The sequence below is a fragment of the Exiguobacterium sp. s130 genome, from assembly GCF_018619055.1.
GTDB lineage: Bacteria > Bacillota > Bacilli > Exiguobacteriales > Exiguobacteriaceae > Exiguobacterium_A.
In genome coordinates this window covers 404,076-425,716 of sequence record NZ_JACSNI010000002.1, presented here as the reverse complement: position 1 = coordinate 425,716, position 21,641 = coordinate 404,076, and the positions used below count along the sequence as shown (strand labels likewise).

Here is a 21,641-nt window from a genome sequence, read left to right as displayed (position 1 = left end):
TTCTTTTTTTGTATAATGAAAAGTGGAAGGAAGTGAAGGCATGCAAGCGAAACAAACGCTCGTTGCATTTCTTGAAGAATTGAAACAGGACCGTTCATTCATGGAGCGGATTACGTATATGAAAACGATGGAAGCGACAGCGGGACGCTATGTCGATTTTCCAGAACAGTTACCGGAACGCTTGCGCCAAGCTCTCCGGACACGTGGCATCACTCAGTTATACCGTCACCAAGGATTGGCGTATGAACGCGTACAAGCAGGCGAGTCGACGGTCATCGTCACACCAACCGCCTCGGGAAAGACTTATTGTTTTAATTTACCGGTCTTATCACACTTGCTCGAACATCCAAACGCACGAGCGTTGTATCTGTACCCGACAAAAGCGCTGGCACAAGATCAAAATAGTGAGTTACTCGAACTGATCGATCAATTAGAGGCTCCAATCCGTTGTTTCACATATGACGGAGATACGTCACCGACGATTCGAACAAAAGTACGAAAAGCCGGGAACATCGTCATTACGAATCCAGATATGCTACATTCCGGAATCTTACCACATCATACAAAATGGATCGAACTATTTGAGAACTTAAAATATATCGTCATCGATGAGCTTCATACGTATCGCGGTGTCTTTGGCAGTCATGTCGCGAATGTCATTCGTCGCTTACGACGGATTTGTCGGTATTATGGCAGTAATCCCGTCTTCATCATGACAAGTGCAACGATTGCAAATCCAAAGGAACTAGCCGAACGATTAACGGAGAAAACAGTCGGACTAATTGATGAGAATGGTGCGCCGACAGGACGAAAACATTTTCTCGTCTATCAACCACCGATCGTCAACGCACAACTCGGTATTCGACGCTCGGCGACACTTGAGACAAAACAATTAGCGATGCGCTTCATCAAGAACAAGTTTCAGACAATCGTCTTTGCACGGTCTCGCGTCCGCGTCGAAGTCTTACTGACGTATCTGAGAAGTATCTATCCGCACGAGCTTGGTCCTCGATCCATCGAAGGGTATCGGGGTGGTTATTTACCAAGTGAACGTCGCGATATCGAACGACGGTTACGCCAAGGAGAAATCACAGGTATCGTCTCGACAAATGCTCTTGAACTCGGTGTCGACATCGGTCAACTGCAAGTGTGTATCATGAACGGCTATCCAGGTACGATTGCTTCACTTTGGCAACAAGCAGGACGAGCGGGGCGTCGGCAAGATGATGCACTAATCATTCTTGTCGCCTCATCTGGTATGCTCGATCAATATGTTGCGGAACGACCAGAGTTATTCTTGAATCAATCCCCGGAAGCAGCGCGACTTGATCCAGATAATTTGATCATTGCCGTCGATCACGTCAAATGTGCGGCGTTTGAACTGCCTTTTACGAAAGGCGAATCATTTGGAACGCTTGATACGGAAGACATCCTCGAGTACTTAGTCGAAGAGCGTGTCCTGCATGAGCGAGGCGATCGTTTTTATTGGATGAATGACGCGTTTCCAGCACACGGGATATCGCTACGGTCGAGTGATCAAGAGAATGTCATCATTGTCGATCAGACCGAGGTACCGAATCGAGTCATCGGCGAGATGGATACCTTTAGTGCAATGACGTTGTTACATGACGAAGCCATTTATTTGCATGGGGCCGATCAATACCAAGTCGAGTACTTGGATTTTGAGGAGAAAAAAGCATTCGTCCGTGCAGTAGACGTTGATTATTATACAGATGCTAATTTTTCAGTCGACCTTTCCGTTCTCGAAGAAGATGAACAGTATGCAGTGGGAGAATACAGTGTTGCGCGTGGAGATGTCAGTGTTCGGGGGATGGCGACGATGTTCAAGAAGATCAAGTTCGGAACACATGAGAACATCGGGTCTGGTCCGATTCACTTACCAGAACGAGAGATTCATACGACAGGTGTCTGGTTCACCTTACCCGATCATGCACGCTCCTCGACGGAGCTTGAACAAGTGTTGGAAGGTGTCGCGAATAGTTTACGACGTGTTGCTCCGCTTTATTTGATGTGTGACGCTAGTGATGTCTTCGTCGTGCCGCAAGTCAAGGCGACACACACGCAGCAACCGACCGTCTATCTATATGATCGTTATCCTGGAGGCGTTGGTCTCGCAGAATCAATCTACAAACAACGTGGTGTCATGCTACGCGCAGCGCGTGATTCGATTGTCACATGTCCTTGCCAGGACGGTTGTCCTGCTTGTATCGGCATGGTCGGCGTAGCAGACGAGAAAGAACGAACGATTCAGTTGTTAGCAGAAATGGAGAAGGAATTATCATGAAAAATCGTCTTAGACGAATGCTGAAATCTACATCAGACGTCTCATCGGAGAATATAGAGCCTTCTGTCCTCGAAGTGGAAACGCTAAAGCCAACAAGTGGATGGACTGAAGAGCAACAAGCCTGGATTGATCGTGGGGCGGATATCTTAACATTCGAACAAGAGTGGATTGTCAGGATCGACAAACGCTATGCTTTGACGGACCGGCATGGAGACCGGAGTTTTGCCGAAGTGTATGAGTCTTTACAGCTTCCTCATCCACCACTTGCGCTGGATGTCCCACTTGAGCAGGTCATCTTCTTTGATACGGAGACGACAGGATTGCGGGGAACCGGAACGACGATTTTTTTACTCGGGTTTGCGCGCTTTGAGCAGGGAGGATTGTTGATGCGACAATATTTCTTACCGCATCCGCACTTTGAGGCTGCCTTTTACCATCATTTCCTGCATGATATCGGGGATGATGTCCGATTCGTGACCTATAATGGAAAAAGCTTTGATTGGCCGCAAATCAAGACACGACACGTTTTCGTTCGGGAACGTGTTCCACGATTACCGAAAGTCGGTCATCTTGATTTACTCCATGTTGCGCGGCGCATTTTTAAAGGAATGTATGACTCGTATCGATTGACAGCGATGGAAGAGCGGATTGGGTTCGAGCGGGAAGGTGACCTACCTGGTTTTTTGGCACCAATGCATTATTTCCAATATGTCGAACATCAGCAACCGGAAATCATGATGGGCGTCTTACAACATCATCTAGATGACTGTCTAACGCTCGTTGGACTGTATGATGCGTGTAACCGTCTTGTCACGCATCGGGCGGAAGCACCTTCTCCTATTCAAGAGAACATCGCGATTTGGTTAGCGGATCTTGGAATCCATGAAGAATCCCATGCTCATTTTCAGCAGGTTAAAGAATTATCATCAGAAGGATGGCTACGCCAAGGGTATTTGCATAAAAAAATGAAGAACCATGAACAAGCTAGAGACTGCTTTTTAAAAAGCGATAGTTACTTGGGGTATCTCGAACTTGCGAAGTGGGCAGAGCACATTGCAAAAAATCCTGTGCTTGCTTATGATTATACGGAACGAGCACGACAACACGTCGAACGGCATCATTGGTTAATCACTAAAAAAGAACGAATATTAGCTGAACTGGATCATCGAGAACGTCGGTTAAAAAGGAAGTGTAACTCGTGAAAGTAGTCGCCATCACAGGATACAAACCAAATGAACTAGGCATCTTTGATCAAAAACACCCGGGTATCCGGGTCTTAAAGGCAGCATACCGAGAGCGGATGATTCGCTTGATTGAAGACCGTGGAACAGAGTGGTTCATTACGAATGCCTCGCCTGGATGCGAAATCTGGGCATGCGAGGTCGTTCTTGAATTAAAAGAAGAGTATCCAGATATTCATCTTGGTATCCTCTTGCCGTTTTTAGAACAGGAAGCGCGCTGGAAAGAACCAGTCCAAGCACAGTATCTTTCGATTCTTGAACAAGCTGACTTTGTCGAAGCAATCAGTCAGAAACCGTATACGGATCCATCGCAGTTGCGCAATAAAACTGAATTCATGATCCAAAAAAGCCAAGGATTGTTGTCGGTTTTTGATGAAGAGCATGGAGGATCAGCGAAATTTTTAGTAGAGCGTGCTAGAATGGAAATGGAACAATCCGATTATCAGTTATTTTTGATTACACAAGATGATTTATCTTGGCTCGAACAAGAATTACAATACAATGATCAGTGGGAGTGAAGAGGATGTATAAGCCATTGTTGACAGCGGACGATATTTACAAAAAGGAATTCAAGACCGGCCTCCGTGGCTATGTCATCGAGGATGTCGATGGGTACTTGGATCAAATCATTAAAGACTATGAAGGATTCGAACGTGAAATCGAGCGTCTGAAGAAAGAGAATGAGGCGTTGAAACAAGCACCGGCTCAACCAGAAAAACGGGAAGAGCGTCGTGTCGAACACGTTGAACCGCAAGTGTCGAGCTCGTCCAATTATGACATGTTACGTCGTATTTCGAATCTTGAGAAGGCGGTTTTCGGTCGCCCTCATCAAGACTAATGAAAAAAGACATTTCTGCCAATCGTCAGAAATGTCTTTTTTGATTTCCTTCTTTTTGAAAGAATCGTCATGTATACGAAAACGGTGTTAAGATAACTACTAATACATATTACAAAGGATGATGAATCATGTTACAAGTCATGACTGCTTCTGTTCCGGCACCACCACGCCGTCGCTTTTTTGCAAGTAAGCAAGTGAATACGATGACGCATGAAACAGATGCGCTCTGCAATGAAATCCGTCATGTATGTCGTTTTGATTGGATGTTATTTGAACGTATACGTCTAACTGAAACGATTATCATTCCCTTTGCTTTGATTGGTCCAAAAGGGTTGTTTCTTGTGTTGCAAAACGATGCAGTCGTTAAATGGATGACGGAAGAATCCTGTCATGTCATCGATCCTATGCATGGGAAAAAGGTGTTTTCACCCCATCCGATTAATCAATCGAAACGAATTGTCCAAATGGTTCGAAAAACGCTAAAAAAACAAGGGATCGTCATACCGATTCATGGCATCACACTTTTTCCGAATGCACCACAGATGCGGACGGAACGAATTAAATTTCCGACGGGTCATACATTCAAAGATGTGCGAGCGTTCATTGTTTCAAAGAAATCCTCTCCTGTTCAAGAGCAAGAACGAAAACAAGTCGCGTTTTATCTCGCGCAGCAACAGGAATGAATAAAGGCAGTGAAGCGAACGCTTCACTGCCTTTCATTTAAATTTATCGTCTTGGTCGAGACGCAAGGATGTTCTCGGCTTGATCCAGGTCTTCTTTTAAGACATACACCGCTACGCGATCGTCTAAATCTTTACTGAAGCGTCGGAATAAAAACGAAGTCTTGACGCCACGTTCGACTCGAATGTCTAGATCAGCTGCCTCTAGTCGAGCAGCATCCTTCAATAAATCTTCTCCTTTTTCACCGAATGCTTCTCCGAGAAGCGACCATCGGAGATTTTCCTTCGCTCGTCTACTGACGATGACAAGAAATGCCACAATCAGAAGAATGATCAAAATCGTTCGAATCAGTTGTATATCCATATCTGCCTTCACCTCATCTTCTATCATACCGAGTTAGCGCGCATAAAGTAAACGTTCAACATAACGGGCGAACGATTTACTTTTTAAACCTTGCTGGCGATACGCGATATAACCGTCAGGGCGAATCAAATATAGTCCGGATTGCTTAATGCCGAAGCGTCGTGCGAGTTCGCCACCTTGATCGACGACACCATCCTCTTTAAGGGATTGATGGATGGGTACTGTCTCAAATAGATCTGGATAGGTATAGGCGAGTTCCTTAAATGGCTCAAGAAGATCGTCAGTTGCGTTTTTTGGTAAGAACAACAGTAATAAGAAATTTCGATCCGCGCGACGTAACAAGAGTTCATTTTTTTTCGTCCGCGGATGTACGACTTCACTGTAAGGCATCGGTTCACCCGGCTTAGGTGTCAATGGACTGAAGTGTCCTTGCGTGACAAAGGTCAGGCTTGCTGGGTAGTGACTGTTGAGTTGAGCAATTCGATTTGTCACGAAATGATGTAAGGGTGCGATTTTGAGACTATTTCGAATGACTTTTTCTTGTAGAGGCAACAAAAACGGAATGTTGATCTGCAAGAGTTCGGTTGCTAAATTCGTTGATCGTAAGATACCTTGTGCCGCTTCGCGGCGTTCGACACTGTAAGAATCAAGCAACGGAAAACTCGCTTTGAACTGATGCACACACCAAAGTTTCCAAGCAAGGTTCATCGCATCAGCAATCCCTGTATTCATTCCTTGACCACCGACAGGGGAATTGATGTGTGCCGCATCCCCAATCAAATAAATTCGATGGTGACCAAATTTCTCGATAATTCGATTATGGACACGGAACATGGAGTACCAATGGACTTTTTTTAGCTCGAACGGTACTTTGGCTCGATTTTGTAAAAAATCATCAATCGCTTTATGATCAGTTGGAACAGGTCCGCTCGTTAGATTGCCTGTAATGCGGAATAAATTTGACTGAAGTGGGAAAGACTCGATGACTCCATGATCAGAGAAGAAAATGTGGACCTCTTCGGAAGAGAGCGGCCAGTCGACTTCGATATCGGCCAATGCCCACGACTCTTTGAACGATTTTCCGCTAAATGGAAGTCCAAGTTCTCGACGAACAAAGCTATTCGCGCCATCAGCTCCGATGATAAAGGAAGCATCTACCGTCTCTGTCTCTCCTTTATGTTGTAAGGTAGCAGTAACGAACGTTGGGAATTGAGCGAATCCTGTTAATTCCGTATCTCGTTCAACGATATGTCCGTAAGTGGCGAGTCGTGCTTCGAGAATCCGTTCCGTCTCACTTTGAGGCAAGAGCGTAACAAACGGAAAAGGTGTATTTAAATCAGTAAAATCAAGCTTTGCCTGCCATGCACCATTAACATAGAGGTTTCCTTGATTGATTTTGATCGCATTTTCCATTAAATCTTCTGCCACGCCAAGTCTTGCGAACAATTCAAGGGAACGTGCTTGAATGCCGATGGCTTTGGAGACGACAGATGGTCCACTTGCACGTTCGACGATGCGGAAGGATAATCCATAGCGCGAGAGTGCGAGTGCGAGTGTTAAACCGGTTGGTCCGGCACCAATAATGAGGACATCTAATTTTTTATTCACGGATAACCCCCCTTAATTTACATCTTAGCCAAAACTCGTTACCATTAAACTATTGATGACACGCTCGACGTGTGAAAGGATGAAACTTGTGAACGAACAACTTTTTACGACAGAACGATTGATTGCGAATTTTAAGGAATATATCCGTCAGAACGAGGCTCATCTGACAAAGCGCAATGCTTTAAACGCCTACTACAAGACGGTAGCAGGGTCGATTTTATCGGACCGGATCGCTAAAAATGCGGATCTGATCGTTCGTATGCGTCATCTTGAAGAAGCGTACCAACACGTGGCACAAGAAGGGCGATGAAGCAGGTGAACTTAGCCGATATCCGAAAACACTATGTAGATTCAGAAGAACGTTTACCTCGACATGCAGCAGCCGTACTCGTTCCTTTGGTTGAACAGGATGGCGAAGTCTATCTGTTATTTCAAGTACGAGCTAAAACCCTACGTTCGCAACCAGGCGAAATCGCTTTTCCGGGTGGTCGGATCGATATCGGTGAATTACCGAAAGCAGCAGCCATCCGTGAAACGATTGAAGAATTAAATGTCAGTGCTTCCGAGATTGAAGTGATTGGAACGCTCGAACCACTCGTAACACCGAACCGGTCAATTATTTATCCGTATCTTGGTATTCTACATGCAACGGATTTTAATCCTTCACCGGCAGAAGTCGATCATGTCTTTCTCGTATCCTTGACAGAATTGATGACTTCGAAACCAATCAAAGGGGATATGGAGTGGCGGATACGCCCTGGTAAGGAAGTGCCGACCGAACGAATGGCGAATCGAGAAGCATATCTCGATCGTACGTATACAGTCACGGAGCATTTCTATGAGCACGGGGATTATCTAATTTGGGGATTAACCGCTAAAATCTTGCGCCAGTTCTTAGCTCAATTGACGCGTGACTAGCTTTTTTGGTCGTTATTTTATATGATTAACTGTAATTGAACGTGTCAGGAGATGAGTCAAATGGAAGAAACAGAAGAGTTATTCGATTATATCGTTGGTGATATGGTAAAAACAAAAGAAGGCTGGGTTGCGGAAGTAACAGCTGTATTGACAAATACGGTCGTCGGTGATGTATCCCATACGAAAAACTTTGAGGCACTCGGTTTAGAATTTGAAAAACAAGTCTTGTTAAAGACAGAGATTGAATTGTTAGAACGTAAAACAAAATAATACATGAAAGCATACCAAGCTACTATGGTGTGCTTTTTTTATGTTCATTCAACAAATTGAATAATAATGAAATATGATATTGGCTGGAGTGTAGATAGGTCAATCGAAATGACTGAAAACATCGAAAAGATACATTTATTACAAAAGAGTAACAAAAGATGAATCGTAACGGAACGGTTACAAAATATAAAAGCGTTGCTACACAACGAATGAGAGCGTTTTTTGTAAGCGTGTAACCATTTCGTTACTTTTTGACAGATATATTTCAAATCATGGTGTTCGCTTTTCAAACGGTTTGTCGCCGTGATACGTTGTGCGGGTCGTAAAACGGCGAGAAAGGTTGGCACCAACATGAAACGAACATCATTCCTATTATCCCTCTGTTTAGTGGGATTCATATTTATTCTTTTGCCGCATCATGAAGCTTCAGCGGCACAAATCGGGATTGGAACAGAGAAGACTATCGTACAAAATCCGTTAGAGATGAAACGTCAAGCTGCTCAAAAAAAGCGGGAACAAGCTGAGGCAGAAAAGCGAGCTCGATTACAAGCCGTAGCCAAACAAAAAGCAGAAGCGGAGCAGAAAGCAAATGCAAATGCTAAAAAGAGAGCACGACAAGCTGCGAAGCAAAGCCGGAAGCAAGTGAAGACGAATCGTTCATCAAAACGTACGGTAACATTTGAAACGACAGCGTATACGACAAATCCAGAAAACAATGGAAGCCGCTTGTATAATGGTCGCGCCTTAACGGCATCGGGTTATGACGTCACGAATACGATTACATACGAAGGACGTCGCATCGTTGCTGTCGATCCATCGGTCGTACCGCTTGGAACAAAAGTTCATGTAGAAGGTTTTGGTGACGCAATCGCACTCGATACAGGTGGTGCGATTCGTGGAAGAATCATGGACCTTCTAGTAGGATCAAAACAAGAAGCACTAGAATGGGGACGTCGTCAAGTCACGGTGACGTTCGAATAAGAGGCGTATATGGGTAGGCGATGGATAGTTTCCATCGTCTTTTTTGTTTTGATGAAGAATATAATAACGATCTGTTCGATGTTGGATTTAGAAAACAGGGGAAAGAGTGGACGGAATAGGTTTTAGAATGTCCAAGAAAGGGGAATTTTACAAAGATAATAAACAGGGGAAACGAGGGATGAGGAGTGATTGAGTTCAAAGATGTCGGCAAAACGTATGCGGATGGAACAAAAGCGGTGCAACACGTTAACTTCACCGTTGATCAGGGTGAGATTTTTTGTTTGATTGGTCCATCGGGTTGCGGAAAAACAACAACGATGAAGATGGTCAATCGATTGATCGATCACACAGAGGGTCAAATTTGGATCGACGGTGAGCCGATCATGTCAATCAACGAACATGAACTGCGGCGGCGAATCGGTTACGTCTTACAACAGATTGCCCTCTTTCCACATATGACGATCGAAGAAAATGTCAGTGTCGTGCCAGAATTATTAAAGTGGGACAAAGAAAAGGTGGCGCGTCGAGTCGATGAATTATTCCGTCTGACAGGTTTAAACATATCGCTTAAGAAGAAATATCCGAGTGAACTTTCGGGGGGGCAACAACAACGTGTCGGTGTCATGCGTGCGCTCGCAGCAGAGCAAGACGTCATCTTGATGGATGAACCTTTCTCCGCCCTTGATCCAATTTCACGTGAACAATTACAAAATGATTTGTTGCATCTAAACGAAGAGCTTGGAAAAACAATTTTATTCGTTACGCACGATATGAACGAGGCATTAAAACTGGGCAGTCGCATTTGTCTGATGAATGCTGGGGAGATTGCTTTCATCGGAACAAAGGAAGAAGTACTAGCGAGTAATGATCCATTTGTTCAAGAGTTCATGCGTCAAGTCAGGGGGAAAGTCGAATGAACGGCTTGATTGAAACGTATCAAGATCGGAAAAGTGAATTGCTTCAAGCGTTAATTGAGCATATTCAACTATCGGTCATTTCGTTACTTATCGCATGTTTCATCGCCATTCCGCTTGGGATCTACTTATCACGGAATAAACGTCTGAGTGAGTGGTCGATTGGTGTGACTTCCGTCATTCAAACGATTCCATCATTAGCGCTACTTGGTCTGATGATTCCACTTGTCGGAATTGGTACAGTCCCGTCTATCATTGCACTTGTTCTCTATTCTTTATTACCAATCGTTCGTAATACCTACACAGGTCTCGCCGAAGTCGATCCTTCAATTAAAGAGGCGGCACGCGCATGTGGGATGACCCCGATGCAAAGTCTATGGAAAGTCGAACTTCCGTTAGCTTTGCCTGTCATGATGGCCGGAATTCGAACGGCGATGGTATTGATCATTGGTACGGCAACGATTGCTGCCTTGATTGGTGCCGGTGGACTAGGGTCAATCATTCTCCTTGGAATTGACCGTAATGATAACTATCTCCTTTTGCTTGGTGCGATTCCAGCAGCTCTCCTTGCTCTTCTATTTGACGGTTTACTACGCCAAACGGAAGTCGCAACTCGTAAGCGGCAGACGGCACGTCTCGTGACGGCAGTCGTCTTAATGGTCGCAATCGTCATCGCACCTTTCGCATTCGGCCGTAGCGAACGACCAGATCTCGTCGTTGCCGGAAAACTGGGCGTGGAACCGGAAATTTTAATGAATATGTATAAAATCGTCATCGAAGATGAAACGGATTTAAAGGTTCAAGTCAAACCAAACTTCGGGAAGACGACATTCGTTTATAAAGCACTCGAGTCAGGAGACATTGATGCTTATCCAGAATTCACAGGAACGGTGCTCGCTAGTTTGACGAATGAAAAACCAAAATCAAACGATGCAAAAGAAGTATACGAACAGGCGAAAACCGGTCTAAAAAAACAAGATTTGACCTTATTGCCACCAATGAACTATAACAACACCTATGCTGTAGCCGTTCCGAAGAAATTAGCGGAACGCTACGACTTAAAGACGATTTCTGATTTAAAACAGGTCGCGAATCAACTGACGGCTGGATTTACATTAGAATTCAAGGATCGCCAAGATGGTTATAAAGGAATCCAAGATAAATATGATGTCAATTTCAAGAAGGTCGTCACGATGGAACCGAAATTGCGTTATAAAGCGATTGAATCTGGTGAAATCGATGTCATTGATGCGTACTCGACCGATCCAGAGATTGCAAAATACGACATGCTTGTTTTAAAAGACGATCAGCAATTATTCCCACCGTACGAAGGAGCACCTTTACTTCGTCAAGAGACAATCGATGAGTATCCAGAGGTAAAACAAGCGCTTGAGCAATTATCGGGTAAGATTTCCGATGAAGAGATGTCGAAAATGAACGAAGCTGTCGCGTATGGTGGAAAAACTGCAAATGCGGTCGCCCGCGATTACTTGAAGAAGGAAGGCATCATCCAATGAAACTATTACTGATCAGTAACCCGACAGCCGGTACGAATGGTACAGGATTACTCGGAGAAGTCATCGAACCGTTAAGTATGTTGTTCGACGAGATCGTCATTCGAAATACAAAACAAGCAGGAGATGCGATGCATTTTGCGGAAGAATCATCCGCGTTTGACGCTGTCGTCGTCATCGGTGGAGATGGGACGGTCTTTGAGACGATCAATGGTGTAGCGAAATTAGAAAATCGCCCGATACTTGGCATTATTCCTGGAGGTACGTGTAATGATTTCGCACGAACACTTGGCTTACCGATGGCGCCACGGCTTGCAGCAGAAGCAATTGCTATGCAACATGTCGTTCAAGTCGACCTTGGGCAAGTCGGAGATAGCTATTTCTTGAACTTTCTCGGTGTCGGTCTCGTCGCTGAAGCGTCGATTGGGATCGATACAGAAGAAAAAGCGCGTCTTGGGAAGATGGGCTATTATTTATCGACGATTCGCTCGAGTTTAGAAGCAAAACCATTCGAATATGAATTAATTTTAGATGAAGGTCGTCAAATGACAGGTGAAGCAGTATTGATTCTGGCAGCAAATGGAGAATCACTGGGTGGAATCGAGACGAATTTGTCGGATGGAGCTTATAATGATGGAAAACTAGATTTGGTAATTGTTGATGAGGTAAATTTGACGACAATCCGGGACGTCATCCTTCAAAAAATTGGTCTCGCCAATGATCCATCTTTTACCCATATCTTGACGAGCGGATTTCAATTAAAGACAAAAGAAGCAAAAGTCATTGATACAGATGGTGAAAAAGCCATCCATACACCAATTACCGTCAAAGTGTTACCGGAATACCTTCGAATGTATGGTGGCACTGATTAATACAATTTGAGTCGAGAGAAGGTCGAGATAATATTCGACCTTCTTTTTTTTATTTTCATGCAATGCGTATATGCGGTTATGCTTTGACGCTTTAAAGAAAATATTTGATAAAGGATGACTTTCATGATTTCTTTCTGTACAATGAAAAAGTATTTTGAAAAGGAGGTGGAGCACCATGAAAGGAAACGCATGGGCTTCAAAAGTTGGATTTATTTTAGCAGCAGCGGGATCCGCCATTGGTCTGGGGGCCATTTGGAAATTCCCGTATACGACTGGAACAAACGGAGGGGGCGCCTTTTTACTTTTATTCCTCGTGTTTACCTTGCTACTTGGATTGCCTGTCTTGATTGCTGAGTTTTTAATCGGTCGAACGAGTGGGAAAACGGCACTTCAAGCGTTCTCGGCGCTTGGTCATAAGAAGTTCACGTTCATTGGTGTCCTGGGTGTCATCGCCTGTTTCTTGTTGCTCTCTTTCTACAGCGTCATCGGAGGCTGGGTCTTAATTTATACCATTCTTGGTTTTACAGGTCGGTTAACGACAATGGATAGTGGAGCACTCGGTGAATTGTTCGGAACGATTTCAGCCTCACCGCTTTATGTCATCTCGGGGCAATTGATTTTTCTCGCTCTGACATGTTGGATCGTTTTACGTGGTGTTCAATCTGGTATTGAAAAAATGAGTAAGATCATGATGCCATTATTATTCGTGTGTTTCATCATTCTTGTCTTACGATCGTTAACGCTTGATGGTGCGATGGAAGGCGTCAAGTTTTTCGTTCAGCCTGATTTCTCGGTGCTCAACCGAACTTCTGTCCTGAGTGCCCTTGGGCAAGCGTTCTTTTCCTTATCGCTCGGTGTATCAGCGATGCTGACGTATGCATCCTATATGAAGGAACGTGGAGAAATTAACCGTTCGGCAGCATGGATTGTTGCGATGAATGTAGCCGTCTCATTATTAGCAGGATTTGCGATTTTCCCAGCCGTTTTTGCTTCAGGTCTTGACCCGGCAGAAGGCCCAGCGTTACTTTTTATCGTCTTGCCGACCGTCTTCAGCCAAATTCAATTTGGTTCGTTGTTCTTGATACTATTCTTCTTGTTATTCGCTTTCGCGTCGATCACTTCATCGATTGCGATGCTTGAGGTCGTCGTTGCTTCCTTGACGGATCGAAAAGAAAACGCGACGATGCGTGATAAAAAGCGGACGACTTGGCTTGCGACACTCGCAATCGCCATCGTCGGCATTCCATCTGCACTCTCGTTTGGAATTCTAGGTGATGTACAATTCATGGGGAAAACATTCTTTGACAGTGTTGATTTCCTCGTCTCAAACATTCTAATGCCGATTGGTGCATTATTGATTTCAATTTTTGCCGGTTACAAACTCGACCGAACTCTTATCGAGCAGGAGCTAATAACAAGTCCATTCATGAAAAAAATCGTTCCTGTGTGGCGGATAAGCGTATGCTACTTGAGTCCGATTGCGATTTTGATCATTCTCATCTGGCCAATTTTTGGATGATATATAAATAAAACTCTCGGAAGGTAGTCGACAACGTATGTCGACTACCTTCTTTATCGTAAGAGTTGATATAAAAAAGGTGAACAGTTCGTTCTTCGGTCTGATGTCATTACTGCAAAAGTATGTTGAAATATAAATATACGAGGCGTAATATTTCGGGAAAACGGGAAACTTTTTGTTAAACGTTACGTAATGTTAAAATAAAGACACGTAGACCTGATAAAAGAATCAGCAAGAAGGAAGAGGGGATGATATGAAGTCTTCATGGTGGATATTTGGCTCCATCGGTATGATGTTCGTATTTTTACAATTGGCTGATACGTTCAACTTTTCGGGAATCTTCATCGCACTTGGGTTATGGTTCATTTGGAGTGGTTACCGGACTAAACCAGGACGACGATATCGGACTGAACGAAAGTCGACCGAAATCAAGCGGAAAAATGTCAAAAAGAAACTACTACTCGATGACGAAGATGAGTTTGTGGGCAGTGTCATCTTAAAACCCGAGCGGGCGACACGACGCTTTGAGGAGACGGATGATTTAGAACTTCAAGTCTTGCAACGGACGATTGAGGAAGGATTTGTGAAAATCCAGACGTATGATCAAATCGTTCCCTCCATACGAGATGGTGAAATTAGAAGTGAGATGCGAATGGTTTCACGCGAAGCCCATGTATTGTTCGAAGAGTTATATGAAAGTCCACGAGACGTCAAAAAAGTCCGGGACTTCTTTACATTCTACCTAGATTCCTTATTATCGATTTCAGAAAAATACGCCGATCTGGAACGCCGAGGTGCCCAAGTTCAAGTTGATACGAAAAATCAACTGATTTCGAATTTGAAAATGATTGGTCAAAAATTAAAACAACAACAAACCTTATTGCTCGAAGGGGATACCGTTGATTTAGAACGGGAACTCTTGACGATTGAAAAGGTTCTAGCACAAGAGACCGAACAACAAAAACAGGAGGAGAGTTACCGACATGACCCATTCTGATAAAGAAACGTGGCAACAATGGCCTGATGAGCAAGATCAACCAACGATCTCCGATCCGTCGGTCGATCTAAATATAGCGGAGACACCTCCTAAAATGCCGGCACGCCCTGTCGAAGAGATGATTCCTTCGGATGTTCCAGCAGAACAGCGACAAAAGATCGAACGTTTGCTACAAGTAATCGATCTTCAAAAGACGGATGCCGTCATGCAATTTGGAGCACCCGTCCAGCGTGAACTCTCTCAATTCTCCGATCAAGTCTTAAGTGAAGTAAAAATGAAGGACGGCGGGGAGGCAGGAAAACTGCTGAGTGATTTAATGCAACGTGTACGTCAAATGGATCCAGACACACTTCAAGAAAAAAAGAGTTTCTGGTCGAACGTTCCGGTTATTGGGCGAGCAAAGAAAAAAGCAGAAACGTATTTCTTGCAGTATGAGAAAATGAGTGCTTATCTCGAGGAAGTCGTACACAATCTTGATCGATCGAAATTTGGATTGATGAAAGATATCACTTTACTCGACCAAATGTATCAAAAAAATAAACGTTATTTTGAAGAATTGAACGTCTATATTGCGGCTGGCGAGACGAAAATCGCTCATGTGCGTCAGCATGAAATCGAACCGCTACGGACAGAAGTCGAGGTATCTCGGGATCAGACGAAGTTACAGGAATTAAATGACTTGATTCAATTGACGGACCGTTTCGAAAAGAAAATCCATGATTTAAAATTATCACGAACGATCAGTTTGCAAATGGCGCCGCAAATTCGCGTCATTCAACAAAATAACCAAATTTTAGCGGAAAAAATCGAATCGGCAGTCGTCAATACGATTCCGCTCTGGAAAAACCAAGTCGTCTTATCCTTAAGTTTATCACGTCAAAAAGCAGCACTCGAAATGCAAAAGGATGTCACCAACACGACGAATCAGCTACTTGAGCAAAATTCGAAGTTACTGAAAGAATCGTCGATTGAAATTGCGGAAGAAAACGAAAAAGGAATTGTTTCTGTCGAATCATTAAAAGTGGCACACCAAAACTTGATTGAGACACTTGATGAGACATTACGCATTCAACAAGAAGGAAAACAAAAACGTCGCGACGCTGAGCATGAATTAGAACGAATGGAAAACGAATTGAAACAAAAAGTCATCGAAGTTGCCTCAAAAAGTAGAGAATTACCGAATCGACCATACTAAGGAACACGGATTTTCGTGTTCCTTTCCTTCATGAAAGGAAGGATTTTAAATGAATATAGAAGAGAAGCAATTGAAGTGGGACACAACATGGTTATTATTTGCGCGGATGATGGCAGATCGTCATTCAAAATGCGCCTCAAAATCCGTTGCCTGTGTCATCGTCAAAGACGAAAAGCCGATTTCGATCGGGATAAACGGAACACCCAGTCAGCATGTGAATTGTAATGAAATTTACTTAAAGCAAGAGGGTATTCTCTATACATCAAGATCCGACCATCCGATTACTGAAGAGTCGATTGAACGAAACGGGATTCTCTTTTATCGTTGTGAAAATCAAGAGGAACATCATGAATGGTCGAAGCAGCATGAGATTCATGCTGAAATCAATGCACTCGGCAAGCTAGCTGCCGATTCGACGAGTGCGCGTCATGCGACAGCATACGTCACACATAGTCCGTGTCATGCGTGTAGCTTAGCGCTTATTGCCTCTAAAATTGATCGTGTCGTCTATTCGACAGGATATGAATATGGGGACGGATTGAACCTGATGCGACAAAGTGGAATCGAAGTCATCCACTTGCCACTCGCAAACGAATATTTTCTTGAAAAAATTTAACGGAAAAGGGTTGTAAACGCTTCCATAGCATTGTATGATGAAATCAAGCATTGCCATGGTAATTATTCACTCTTCCATTCGGACTGATTTTCAATCGAAAATCGGTCCACTTTTTTTAGAAAAGAATTGACAACACTTGAATAGTTTGGCATGATGACAATAGAATATGACGAAGCGGAACGCCGCATTTTCATACAAAACCAATCAAGGAGCTGGAATGCCAGGTCGTTGAATGAAAAATCCTGACTCATACGAGTCAGGATTTTTTTATTATGGATGAACAAGCATGGTTTCCTTGAGACGCTTAGCACGGATTTTACATTTCATAGCGACTGCACCAGCGAGGATTGTCATAAACCGTTGACAAAGAATGTCTGGTTGCGACTGATGTAAAAACAGTTGATGCAATAGTCGATTGAAAGCGGCATCAAGTGTAGAAAGATGTCGTTTGATAGCGGTCGGTGACATATGTTGAATTTCTTCTGCTAAATAACCTGCATCACATTGGAAAGCAGAGAGGATCAACAATTCCGTCTGCATATCAGCCAAGGATAGTCCTTCTTCTTTAACACAATGACATGCCTGACGTAACTCATGAAGCAACAACTCTTCCAGTGCATGCGACATATGCGATTGGTACGGATCATACGATTGAACAGCTTGCCGAATCTGGTCGCGTGTCACGATTTTGGATGGATCCAATTGATCGTGTGTGACGACAGCTTCGCTGTATAAATGAGTAAGTGGTCGAATCATCGTTTCTCCTCCTTTAAGCATAAAAATTGACTTCCACGTTCATCATAATTCATTTAGAAAACGCTTACAATATATGTTTGATAGTAGTCGTGATGAAATCGTCTCTGCTATGATATGGATGAAGAAAAAGGAGTGAGATGAAGTGATACAATTATTCAAGGCGCTTCCAGAAGTGACGATGCCTTCTAATGAAAATGACGCTTTTTCTATCAATCAATCAAATCAACCGATTGGACTTTCGCTAGATACACTTGTTCCTGGTGAGCGAATCGAAGAAGTACTACTCGTTGCCTCGGGTGAAATTCGCACAGGTCAAACCGGACGAGAGTGGTTACAGTTTACATTCAACTCGCCTGCTGGATCTTGTAAAGGAAAACAATGGATCAATCAAGGAACAGCAGAAGAAGCACTCCGTCCATATCTCGAGACACGAATTGTTCGAGTCGAAGCAAAAGTAGAAGAGTATCCGCCGCAATCCGGTAATAAATCATTGACGGTTCAACGCGTCACACCGATTTATGATGCTTCACCTACGCAGTTCTTGCCGCAGCTACCGTCAGAGGAGTCGCTTGAAACGTATCGTGATCAGTTACTTGGATTGATCGATCAACTAGATACGCCTTACCGAGAAATCGCGCTATCGATTCTGAGACAGTACTGGGCGGACTTTTCAACGCGACCGGCTGCCTTATTTCATCACCATGCTTATATCGGTGGATTATTAAAACATACTGCCTGTATGATGACGATTGGTCAAGGAATCTGTGATAGTGAACAACCGTATTTGACATTGCTGAAATGTATCCAAGAAGCAGAGGCCGATCACAAAAATGAACTATTCCAAGCATCTGAACGAGAGATGCGTCAATTTTCTTGGGATGACAGCTTTGATGCGCTTTATCAAGCAGCAAAAGGAATTGCTCTGTTAGATCAACGACCGAATCCGAATGAATTGTTGCTCGGTATTTTATTGCACGATATCGGTAAACTATGGGAATATACACATGCAGGTGCATCGACAGATCGTTTTTCGAGACTGTTACACGTAACCGAAGAAGAAGAAGAACTAGCAGGTATTGCGCTTGATCCAGATGGTGTTCTTATAGGACATATGCCATACGGATGCTTCGTGCTCGAACAAACGCTTCGAGAAGAAGATATTCGGTTACCACGAGCGGTCTATCACCGTCTCATGCATATGGTATTATCACACCATGGGAAACGCGAGTGGGGATCAAGTGTTACGCCGCAAACGGCGGATGCCTGGTATCTTCATGCGATTGATCTGCTCGATGCACGAAAAGAAAAATGGCGTCAGCAACAAGGACGCTAAGGAGTGAAATCATGCAAGACAAAATACGTACGACCGTCATTACTGGTTTTTTAGGTGCTGGTAAGACCACGTTACTCAACCATCTTGTTTCTCAACCGACAGAGAAGTTTGCGTTGCTTGTCAATGAAGTAGGTTCTGTTCACATTGATGAAGCATTGATTGAGCGAAGCGATGAAGAGATGATCGAATTGACAAATGGTTGCATCTGTTGTTCTATTCGAGGTGATTTACGGGATGCATTGCTACGAATTGCCAAACGTCGCCGTGATGGGGAACTATCATTCGATCGATTATTGATCGAAACGACTGGTGTCGCTGATCCAGGACCGATTCTTCAGACATTTTATTTTGAACCAGCCGTTGAACAGTCTTATCAGATTTCAAGTGTCGTCACAGTCATCGATGCGTATCACTTAGAACGACAATTGACGTTCCAAGAAAATGTGAAACAAATCGGATTTGCTGATGTACTTGTATTAAATAAGATGGATTTAATTAAAGCATCAGAACGCGAAACGTTGATTGCTTTGCTGCGCGAACGAAATCCATCTGCAGCCATCATTGAAACGGAACAGGGACAACTGGAATCAAATCGACTATTTGAAACATTCCATTTTCCAAAAGAAGAACAAGTGCGACTCAGCCAACAAACAGATCAGATTCATCAATCCGTCGAAGATTTTACGGCACTAACGATCGTTGAGGAACGACCATTGAATCGAAATCGATTCGGTATGGTCCTACGTGAGGTGTTAGAAGCCTACGCGGAAGATCTCTATCGTTATAAGGGGATCATCCATTTTGCAGATACAGAACGAAAAGTAATCTTACAAGGGACAGGGATGATTTACGGAACAGCAATCCGAGAACCATTTAGCGAACAACCAAAGACGACGCTCGTCTTCATTGGGAAAGGGCTAGATGAGCAAGCGATACGAAAAGGAATCGAGGCGGCAATTGAACATGGTTGAACTTTATTTTGACGGAACGGTCCGTCCCTCAAACGACGAAGCAGCGGTTGGACTGTTTAGCAAAAGCTCCGAGGGCGAAGTCACAGAAAAAATGTATCAAATTCAAGCAATTAATAATCATGAAGCAGAATTCATCGCATTTGCAAAAGCCGTCGAGTGGGCGCACGAACTAATTACTCAAGGAGAAAGCGTCATTTCGTTTCGGACGGATTCAGAAGCGGTTGCATTAGCGGTCGAACGTGAATTCGTCAAGAATAAACGAACGCAGACGATCTTTGATCCTGCTTTTGAACGCTATCAACTCTTACCACTCGCCTTCGTGAAGTGGATTCCGCGGTCTGAGAATAAAGCAGATCGCGTCGCACGCAAGGCATTACGATTATACGAAGCATAATTGAAGGCAAACACCCCTATCCTTATGGAAGGGGTGTTTGTTCATGTTCGATGCGCTCAATCAGAATTTGATCGACGCGACGTCCGTCTAAGTCAACGACTTCAAAGCGGTATGATCCAATCACGACAGCACTTCCACGCGTTGGTACATCACCTAACATATACAGGATTAAACCGGCAACTGTATGATAGGCGTTTAACTGTTCACCGGGTAAGTCATCTGTATAGCCGAGCGTTCGTTTTAAATCATCGATGTGCAATAATCCGTCCGCTAGGAACGAACCGTCTTTCCGCATGACGAGTTCCGGTTCTTCCTCGACGCTTGAAATCTCGCCGACGAATGCTTCGAGAATATCGAACAAGGTGATCATGCCAAGAAAACCACCGTACTCGTCTAAAACGAATGCAATCGATACAGTTTCCTTCCGCATCCGTTCAAGTAAAACGGTTGCTTTCAGTTGGCGGGGAACAATCAGTGGAGATTGAATTAATCGTTCAAGTTCTTTGACAGGATGTTCCGTTGATAGTATTTCTTTTGCATCGATGAATCCGACAAAATGATCCAAATCCCCGTGACCGACCGGTAAGTTTCGGTGTCGCGCTTGTCGGAGCTCTTGTAGGATCGTGTCGGGTTCATCAGCTAAGTCAATCCACTCCGTAACCGTTCTGGGCTCCATCAGTTCATATGCATATAAATCATGAAAATCAAAGACACGAGAAACTTGCTCAGCTTCTGAACGATTAAATGTTCCCTCTTTCGTGCCACGAATTAGTAATTGCCGGACTTCGTCTTCCGTCTCGTCTTTCGTCTGCAATCGATCGAGGCCAATCAAGCGGAAGATGGAACTCGTCGATTTACTCAAAACCCAGATGAATGGTCGAAGAACGATCGAGAAGAAGCGCATCGGTGGGGCGAGCCACATCGTAACTCGTTCTGGACTGACAAGAGCAACACGTTTAGGAACGAGTTCACCGATGACGAGCGAAATATAGGTGATGATTGTCACGACAAGAATATAACCGATTGTACTGGCATAAGGAGCGATCCATCCGAATTGAGCGAGCCAATTGATGACAGGACCAGAGAGCGCGGCACCACCGAATGCACCATTGACGATTCCAATTAACGTGATGCCGACTTGAACAGTCGATAACAGGTCAGTCGGTCGATCCAGCAACTCTAATGCGACATGGGCTGATTTTTTACCATCATCCATTGCTTTTTCTAATTTCGATCGTTTGGAAGAGAGCAAAGCGAGTTCGGTCATCGCAAATATACCGTTCGCCAGAATCAATAATAAAACAATTATTAAATTTATTAACCACATGAAATCTTCACTCCTTTTCGATAATAAA

23 protein-coding genes are annotated in these 21,641 nt (G+C 43.8%); 19 read left to right on the top strand and 4 right to left on the bottom strand.

Annotation, left to right across the window (positions count from 1 at the left end; translation table 11 throughout):
- Window positions 1–40: 40 nt before the first annotated feature.
- The 5 genes from HZS85_RS06135 to HZS85_RS06115 all read left to right on the top strand — a co-directional run bounded on the left by HZS85_RS06135 (window position 41) and on the right by HZS85_RS06115 (window position 5,067).
- Window positions 41–2,305: a DEAD/DEAH box helicase gene (locus HZS85_RS06135; RefSeq protein ID WP_214854387.1), complete on the top strand. Its 2,265-nt coding sequence runs from the start codon at window positions 41–43 to the stop codon at window positions 2,303–2,305.
- Window positions 2,302–3,507: a ribonuclease H-like domain-containing protein gene (locus HZS85_RS06130; protein ID WP_214854383.1), complete on the top strand. Its 1,206-nt coding sequence runs from the start codon at window positions 2,302–2,304 to the stop codon at window positions 3,505–3,507. The genes HZS85_RS06135 and HZS85_RS06130 overlap by 4 nt, the downstream gene beginning before the upstream one ends.
- Window positions 3,504–4,064, top strand: coding sequence for an SLOG family protein (locus HZS85_RS06125; protein WP_035407264.1), 561 nt, complete (start codon window positions 3,504–3,506; stop codon window positions 4,062–4,064). Before HZS85_RS06130 ends, HZS85_RS06125 begins: the two co-directional genes overlap by 4 nt.
- 5 nt (window positions 4,065–4,069) lie before the next feature.
- Complete coding sequence (gpsB, locus tag HZS85_RS06120) at window positions 4,070–4,384, top strand: cell division regulator GpsB (RefSeq protein ID WP_035407267.1); 315 nt, start codon at window positions 4,070–4,072, stop codon at window positions 4,382–4,384.
- Window positions 4,385–4,512: 128 nt separating this feature from the next.
- Complete coding sequence (locus tag HZS85_RS06115; protein WP_214854380.1) at window positions 4,513–5,067, top strand: nuclease-related domain-containing protein; 555 nt, start codon at window positions 4,513–4,515, stop codon at window positions 5,065–5,067.
- Window positions 5,068–5,110: 43 nt separating this feature from the next.
- On the opposite strand, the gene HZS85_RS06110 is transcribed toward HZS85_RS06115, so the two are convergent.
- Both HZS85_RS06110 and HZS85_RS06105 read right to left on the bottom strand, forming a co-directional pair.
- The gene (locus HZS85_RS06110; protein ID WP_056062146.1) at window positions 5,111–5,428 is read right to left on the bottom strand and encodes a hypothetical protein; all 318 of its coding nucleotides are present in this window, start codon (window positions 5,426–5,428) and stop codon (window positions 5,111–5,113) included.
- Window positions 5,429–5,461: 33 nt separating this feature from the next.
- Window positions 5,462–7,036 (bottom strand): FAD-dependent monooxygenase, encoded by a 1,575-nt coding sequence (locus HZS85_RS06105; protein ID WP_214854377.1) that lies wholly within the window; start codon window positions 7,034–7,036, stop codon window positions 5,462–5,464.
- Between the two features lie 88 nt (window positions 7,037–7,124).
- Between HZS85_RS06105 and yvfG the strand changes: the two genes are divergently transcribed.
- The 11 genes from yvfG (at window position 7,125) to HZS85_RS06050 (ending at window position 16,832) form a co-directional block, all read left to right on the top strand.
- Complete coding sequence (yvfG, locus tag HZS85_RS06100; protein ID WP_214854374.1) at window positions 7,125–7,346, top strand: protein YvfG; 222 nt, start codon at window positions 7,125–7,127, stop codon at window positions 7,344–7,346.
- On the top strand, window positions 7,343–7,954 hold the full coding sequence (locus HZS85_RS06095) for an NUDIX hydrolase (protein WP_214854371.1): 612 nt from the start codon (window positions 7,343–7,345) through the stop codon (window positions 7,952–7,954). The genes yvfG and HZS85_RS06095 overlap by 4 nt, the downstream gene beginning before the upstream one ends.
- Window positions 7,955–8,014: 60 nt before the next feature.
- Window positions 8,015–8,224, top strand: coding sequence for a hypothetical protein (locus HZS85_RS06090; protein ID WP_214854368.1), 210 nt, complete (start codon window positions 8,015–8,017; stop codon window positions 8,222–8,224).
- Between the two features lie 351 nt (window positions 8,225–8,575).
- On the top strand, window positions 8,576–9,205 hold the full coding sequence (locus HZS85_RS06085; protein WP_214854365.1) for a 3D domain-containing protein: 630 nt from the start codon (window positions 8,576–8,578) through the stop codon (window positions 9,203–9,205).
- Window positions 9,206–9,390: 185 nt separating this feature from the next.
- A complete protein-coding gene (locus HZS85_RS06080; protein WP_214854362.1) occupies window positions 9,391–10,122 on the top strand; it encodes an ABC transporter ATP-binding protein in 732 nt (243 codons plus the stop codon).
- On the top strand, window positions 10,119–11,636 hold the full coding sequence (locus tag HZS85_RS06075) for an ABC transporter permease/substrate-binding protein (RefSeq protein ID WP_214854359.1): 1,518 nt from the start codon (window positions 10,119–10,121) through the stop codon (window positions 11,634–11,636). Before HZS85_RS06080 ends, HZS85_RS06075 begins: the two co-directional genes overlap by 4 nt.
- Window positions 11,633–12,505: a diacylglycerol/lipid kinase family protein gene (locus HZS85_RS06070; protein ID WP_214854356.1), complete on the top strand. Its 873-nt coding sequence runs from the start codon at window positions 11,633–11,635 to the stop codon at window positions 12,503–12,505. The genes HZS85_RS06075 and HZS85_RS06070 overlap by 4 nt, the downstream gene beginning before the upstream one ends.
- A gap of 175 nt (window positions 12,506–12,680) precedes the next feature.
- Window positions 12,681–14,024: a sodium-dependent transporter gene (locus HZS85_RS06065; protein WP_214854352.1), complete on the top strand. Its 1,344-nt coding sequence runs from the start codon at window positions 12,681–12,683 to the stop codon at window positions 14,022–14,024.
- A gap of 253 nt (window positions 14,025–14,277) precedes the next feature.
- A complete protein-coding gene (locus HZS85_RS06060; RefSeq protein WP_035407298.1) occupies window positions 14,278–15,021 on the top strand; it encodes a 5-bromo-4-chloroindolyl phosphate hydrolysis family protein in 744 nt (247 codons plus the stop codon).
- The gene (locus HZS85_RS06055; protein ID WP_214854348.1) at window positions 15,008–16,216 is read left to right on the top strand and encodes a toxic anion resistance protein; all 1,209 of its coding nucleotides are present in this window, start codon (window positions 15,008–15,010) and stop codon (window positions 16,214–16,216) included. The genes HZS85_RS06060 and HZS85_RS06055 overlap by 14 nt, the downstream gene beginning before the upstream one ends.
- Window positions 16,217–16,265: 49 nt before the next feature.
- Window positions 16,266–16,832, top strand: coding sequence for a deoxycytidylate deaminase (locus HZS85_RS06050; RefSeq protein WP_056062130.1), 567 nt, complete (start codon window positions 16,266–16,268; stop codon window positions 16,830–16,832).
- A gap of 270 nt (window positions 16,833–17,102) precedes the next feature.
- On the opposite strand, the gene HZS85_RS06045 is transcribed toward HZS85_RS06050, so the two are convergent.
- Window positions 17,103–17,588, bottom strand: a complete 486-nt coding sequence (locus HZS85_RS06045; protein ID WP_214854345.1) for a hypothetical protein — start codon at window positions 17,586–17,588, stop codon at window positions 17,103–17,105.
- Between the two features lie 142 nt (window positions 17,589–17,730).
- On the opposite strand from HZS85_RS06045, the gene HZS85_RS06040 reads away from it, so the two are divergent.
- The 3 genes from HZS85_RS06040 to HZS85_RS06030 are packed head-to-tail and all read left to right on the top strand — an operon-like array spanning window position 17,731 to window position 20,286.
- On the top strand, window positions 17,731–18,921 hold the full coding sequence (locus HZS85_RS06040) for an HD domain-containing protein (RefSeq protein WP_214854342.1): 1,191 nt from the start codon (window positions 17,731–17,733) through the stop codon (window positions 18,919–18,921).
- Between the two features lie 11 nt (window positions 18,922–18,932).
- Window positions 18,933–19,892 (top strand): CobW family GTP-binding protein, encoded by a 960-nt coding sequence (locus HZS85_RS06035; protein ID WP_035407311.1) that lies wholly within the window; start codon window positions 18,933–18,935, stop codon window positions 19,890–19,892.
- Entirely contained in the window at window positions 19,885–20,286 is a 402-nt protein-coding gene (locus tag HZS85_RS06030) for a reverse transcriptase-like protein (protein ID WP_214854339.1), read from the top strand. The genes HZS85_RS06035 and HZS85_RS06030 overlap by 8 nt, the downstream gene beginning before the upstream one ends.
- Window positions 20,287–20,308: 22 nt before the next feature.
- On the opposite strand, the gene HZS85_RS06025 is transcribed toward HZS85_RS06030, so the two are convergent.
- Window positions 20,309–21,613, bottom strand: coding sequence for a hemolysin family protein (locus tag HZS85_RS06025; RefSeq protein ID WP_035407316.1), 1,305 nt, complete (start codon window positions 21,611–21,613; stop codon window positions 20,309–20,311).
- Between the last annotated feature and the right edge of the window lie 28 nt (window positions 21,614–21,641).

Bases quoted from the DNA above. Each gene is read 5' to 3' on its own strand.
- HZS85_RS06135 (WP_214854387.1), top strand. From the start codon at position 41: ATGCAAGCGAAACAAACGCTCGTTGCATTTCTTGAAGAATTGAAACAG.
- HZS85_RS06130 (WP_214854383.1), top strand. From the start codon at position 2,302: ATGAAAAATCGTCTTAGACGAATGCTGAAATCTACATCAGACGTCTCA.
- gpsB (WP_035407267.1), top strand. From the start codon at position 4,070: ATGTATAAGCCATTGTTGACAGCGGACGATATTTACAAAAAGGAATTC.
- HZS85_RS06115 (WP_214854380.1), top strand. From the start codon at position 4,513: ATGTTACAAGTCATGACTGCTTCTGTTCCGGCACCACCACGCCGTCGC.
- HZS85_RS06110 (WP_056062146.1), bottom strand. From the start codon at position 5,428: ATGGATATACAACTGATTCGAACGATTTTGATCATTCTTCTGATTGTG.
- HZS85_RS06095 (WP_214854371.1), top strand. From the start codon at position 7,343: ATGAAGCAGGTGAACTTAGCCGATATCCGAAAACACTATGTAGATTCA.
- HZS85_RS06090 (WP_214854368.1), top strand. From the start codon at position 8,015: ATGGAAGAAACAGAAGAGTTATTCGATTATATCGTTGGTGATATGGTA.
- HZS85_RS06085 (WP_214854365.1), top strand. From the start codon at position 8,576: ATGAAACGAACATCATTCCTATTATCCCTCTGTTTAGTGGGATTCATA.
- HZS85_RS06075 (WP_214854359.1), top strand. From the start codon at position 10,119: ATGAACGGCTTGATTGAAACGTATCAAGATCGGAAAAGTGAATTGCTT.
- HZS85_RS06070 (WP_214854356.1), top strand. From the start codon at position 11,633: ATGAAACTATTACTGATCAGTAACCCGACAGCCGGTACGAATGGTACA.
- HZS85_RS06065 (WP_214854352.1), top strand. From the start codon at position 12,681: ATGAAAGGAAACGCATGGGCTTCAAAAGTTGGATTTATTTTAGCAGCA.
- HZS85_RS06060 (WP_035407298.1), top strand. From the start codon at position 14,278: ATGAAGTCTTCATGGTGGATATTTGGCTCCATCGGTATGATGTTCGTA.
- HZS85_RS06055 (WP_214854348.1), top strand. From the start codon at position 15,008: ATGACCCATTCTGATAAAGAAACGTGGCAACAATGGCCTGATGAGCAA.
- HZS85_RS06050 (WP_056062130.1), top strand. From the start codon at position 16,266: ATGAATATAGAAGAGAAGCAATTGAAGTGGGACACAACATGGTTATTA.
- HZS85_RS06045 (WP_214854345.1), bottom strand. From the start codon at position 17,588: ATGATTCGACCACTTACTCATTTATACAGCGAAGCTGTCGTCACACAC.
- HZS85_RS06035 (WP_035407311.1), top strand. From the start codon at position 18,933: ATGCAAGACAAAATACGTACGACCGTCATTACTGGTTTTTTAGGTGCT.
- HZS85_RS06030 (WP_214854339.1), top strand. From the start codon at position 19,885: ATGGTTGAACTTTATTTTGACGGAACGGTCCGTCCCTCAAACGACGAA.
- HZS85_RS06025 (WP_035407316.1), bottom strand. From the start codon at position 21,613: ATGTGGTTAATAAATTTAATAATTGTTTTATTATTGATTCTGGCGAAC.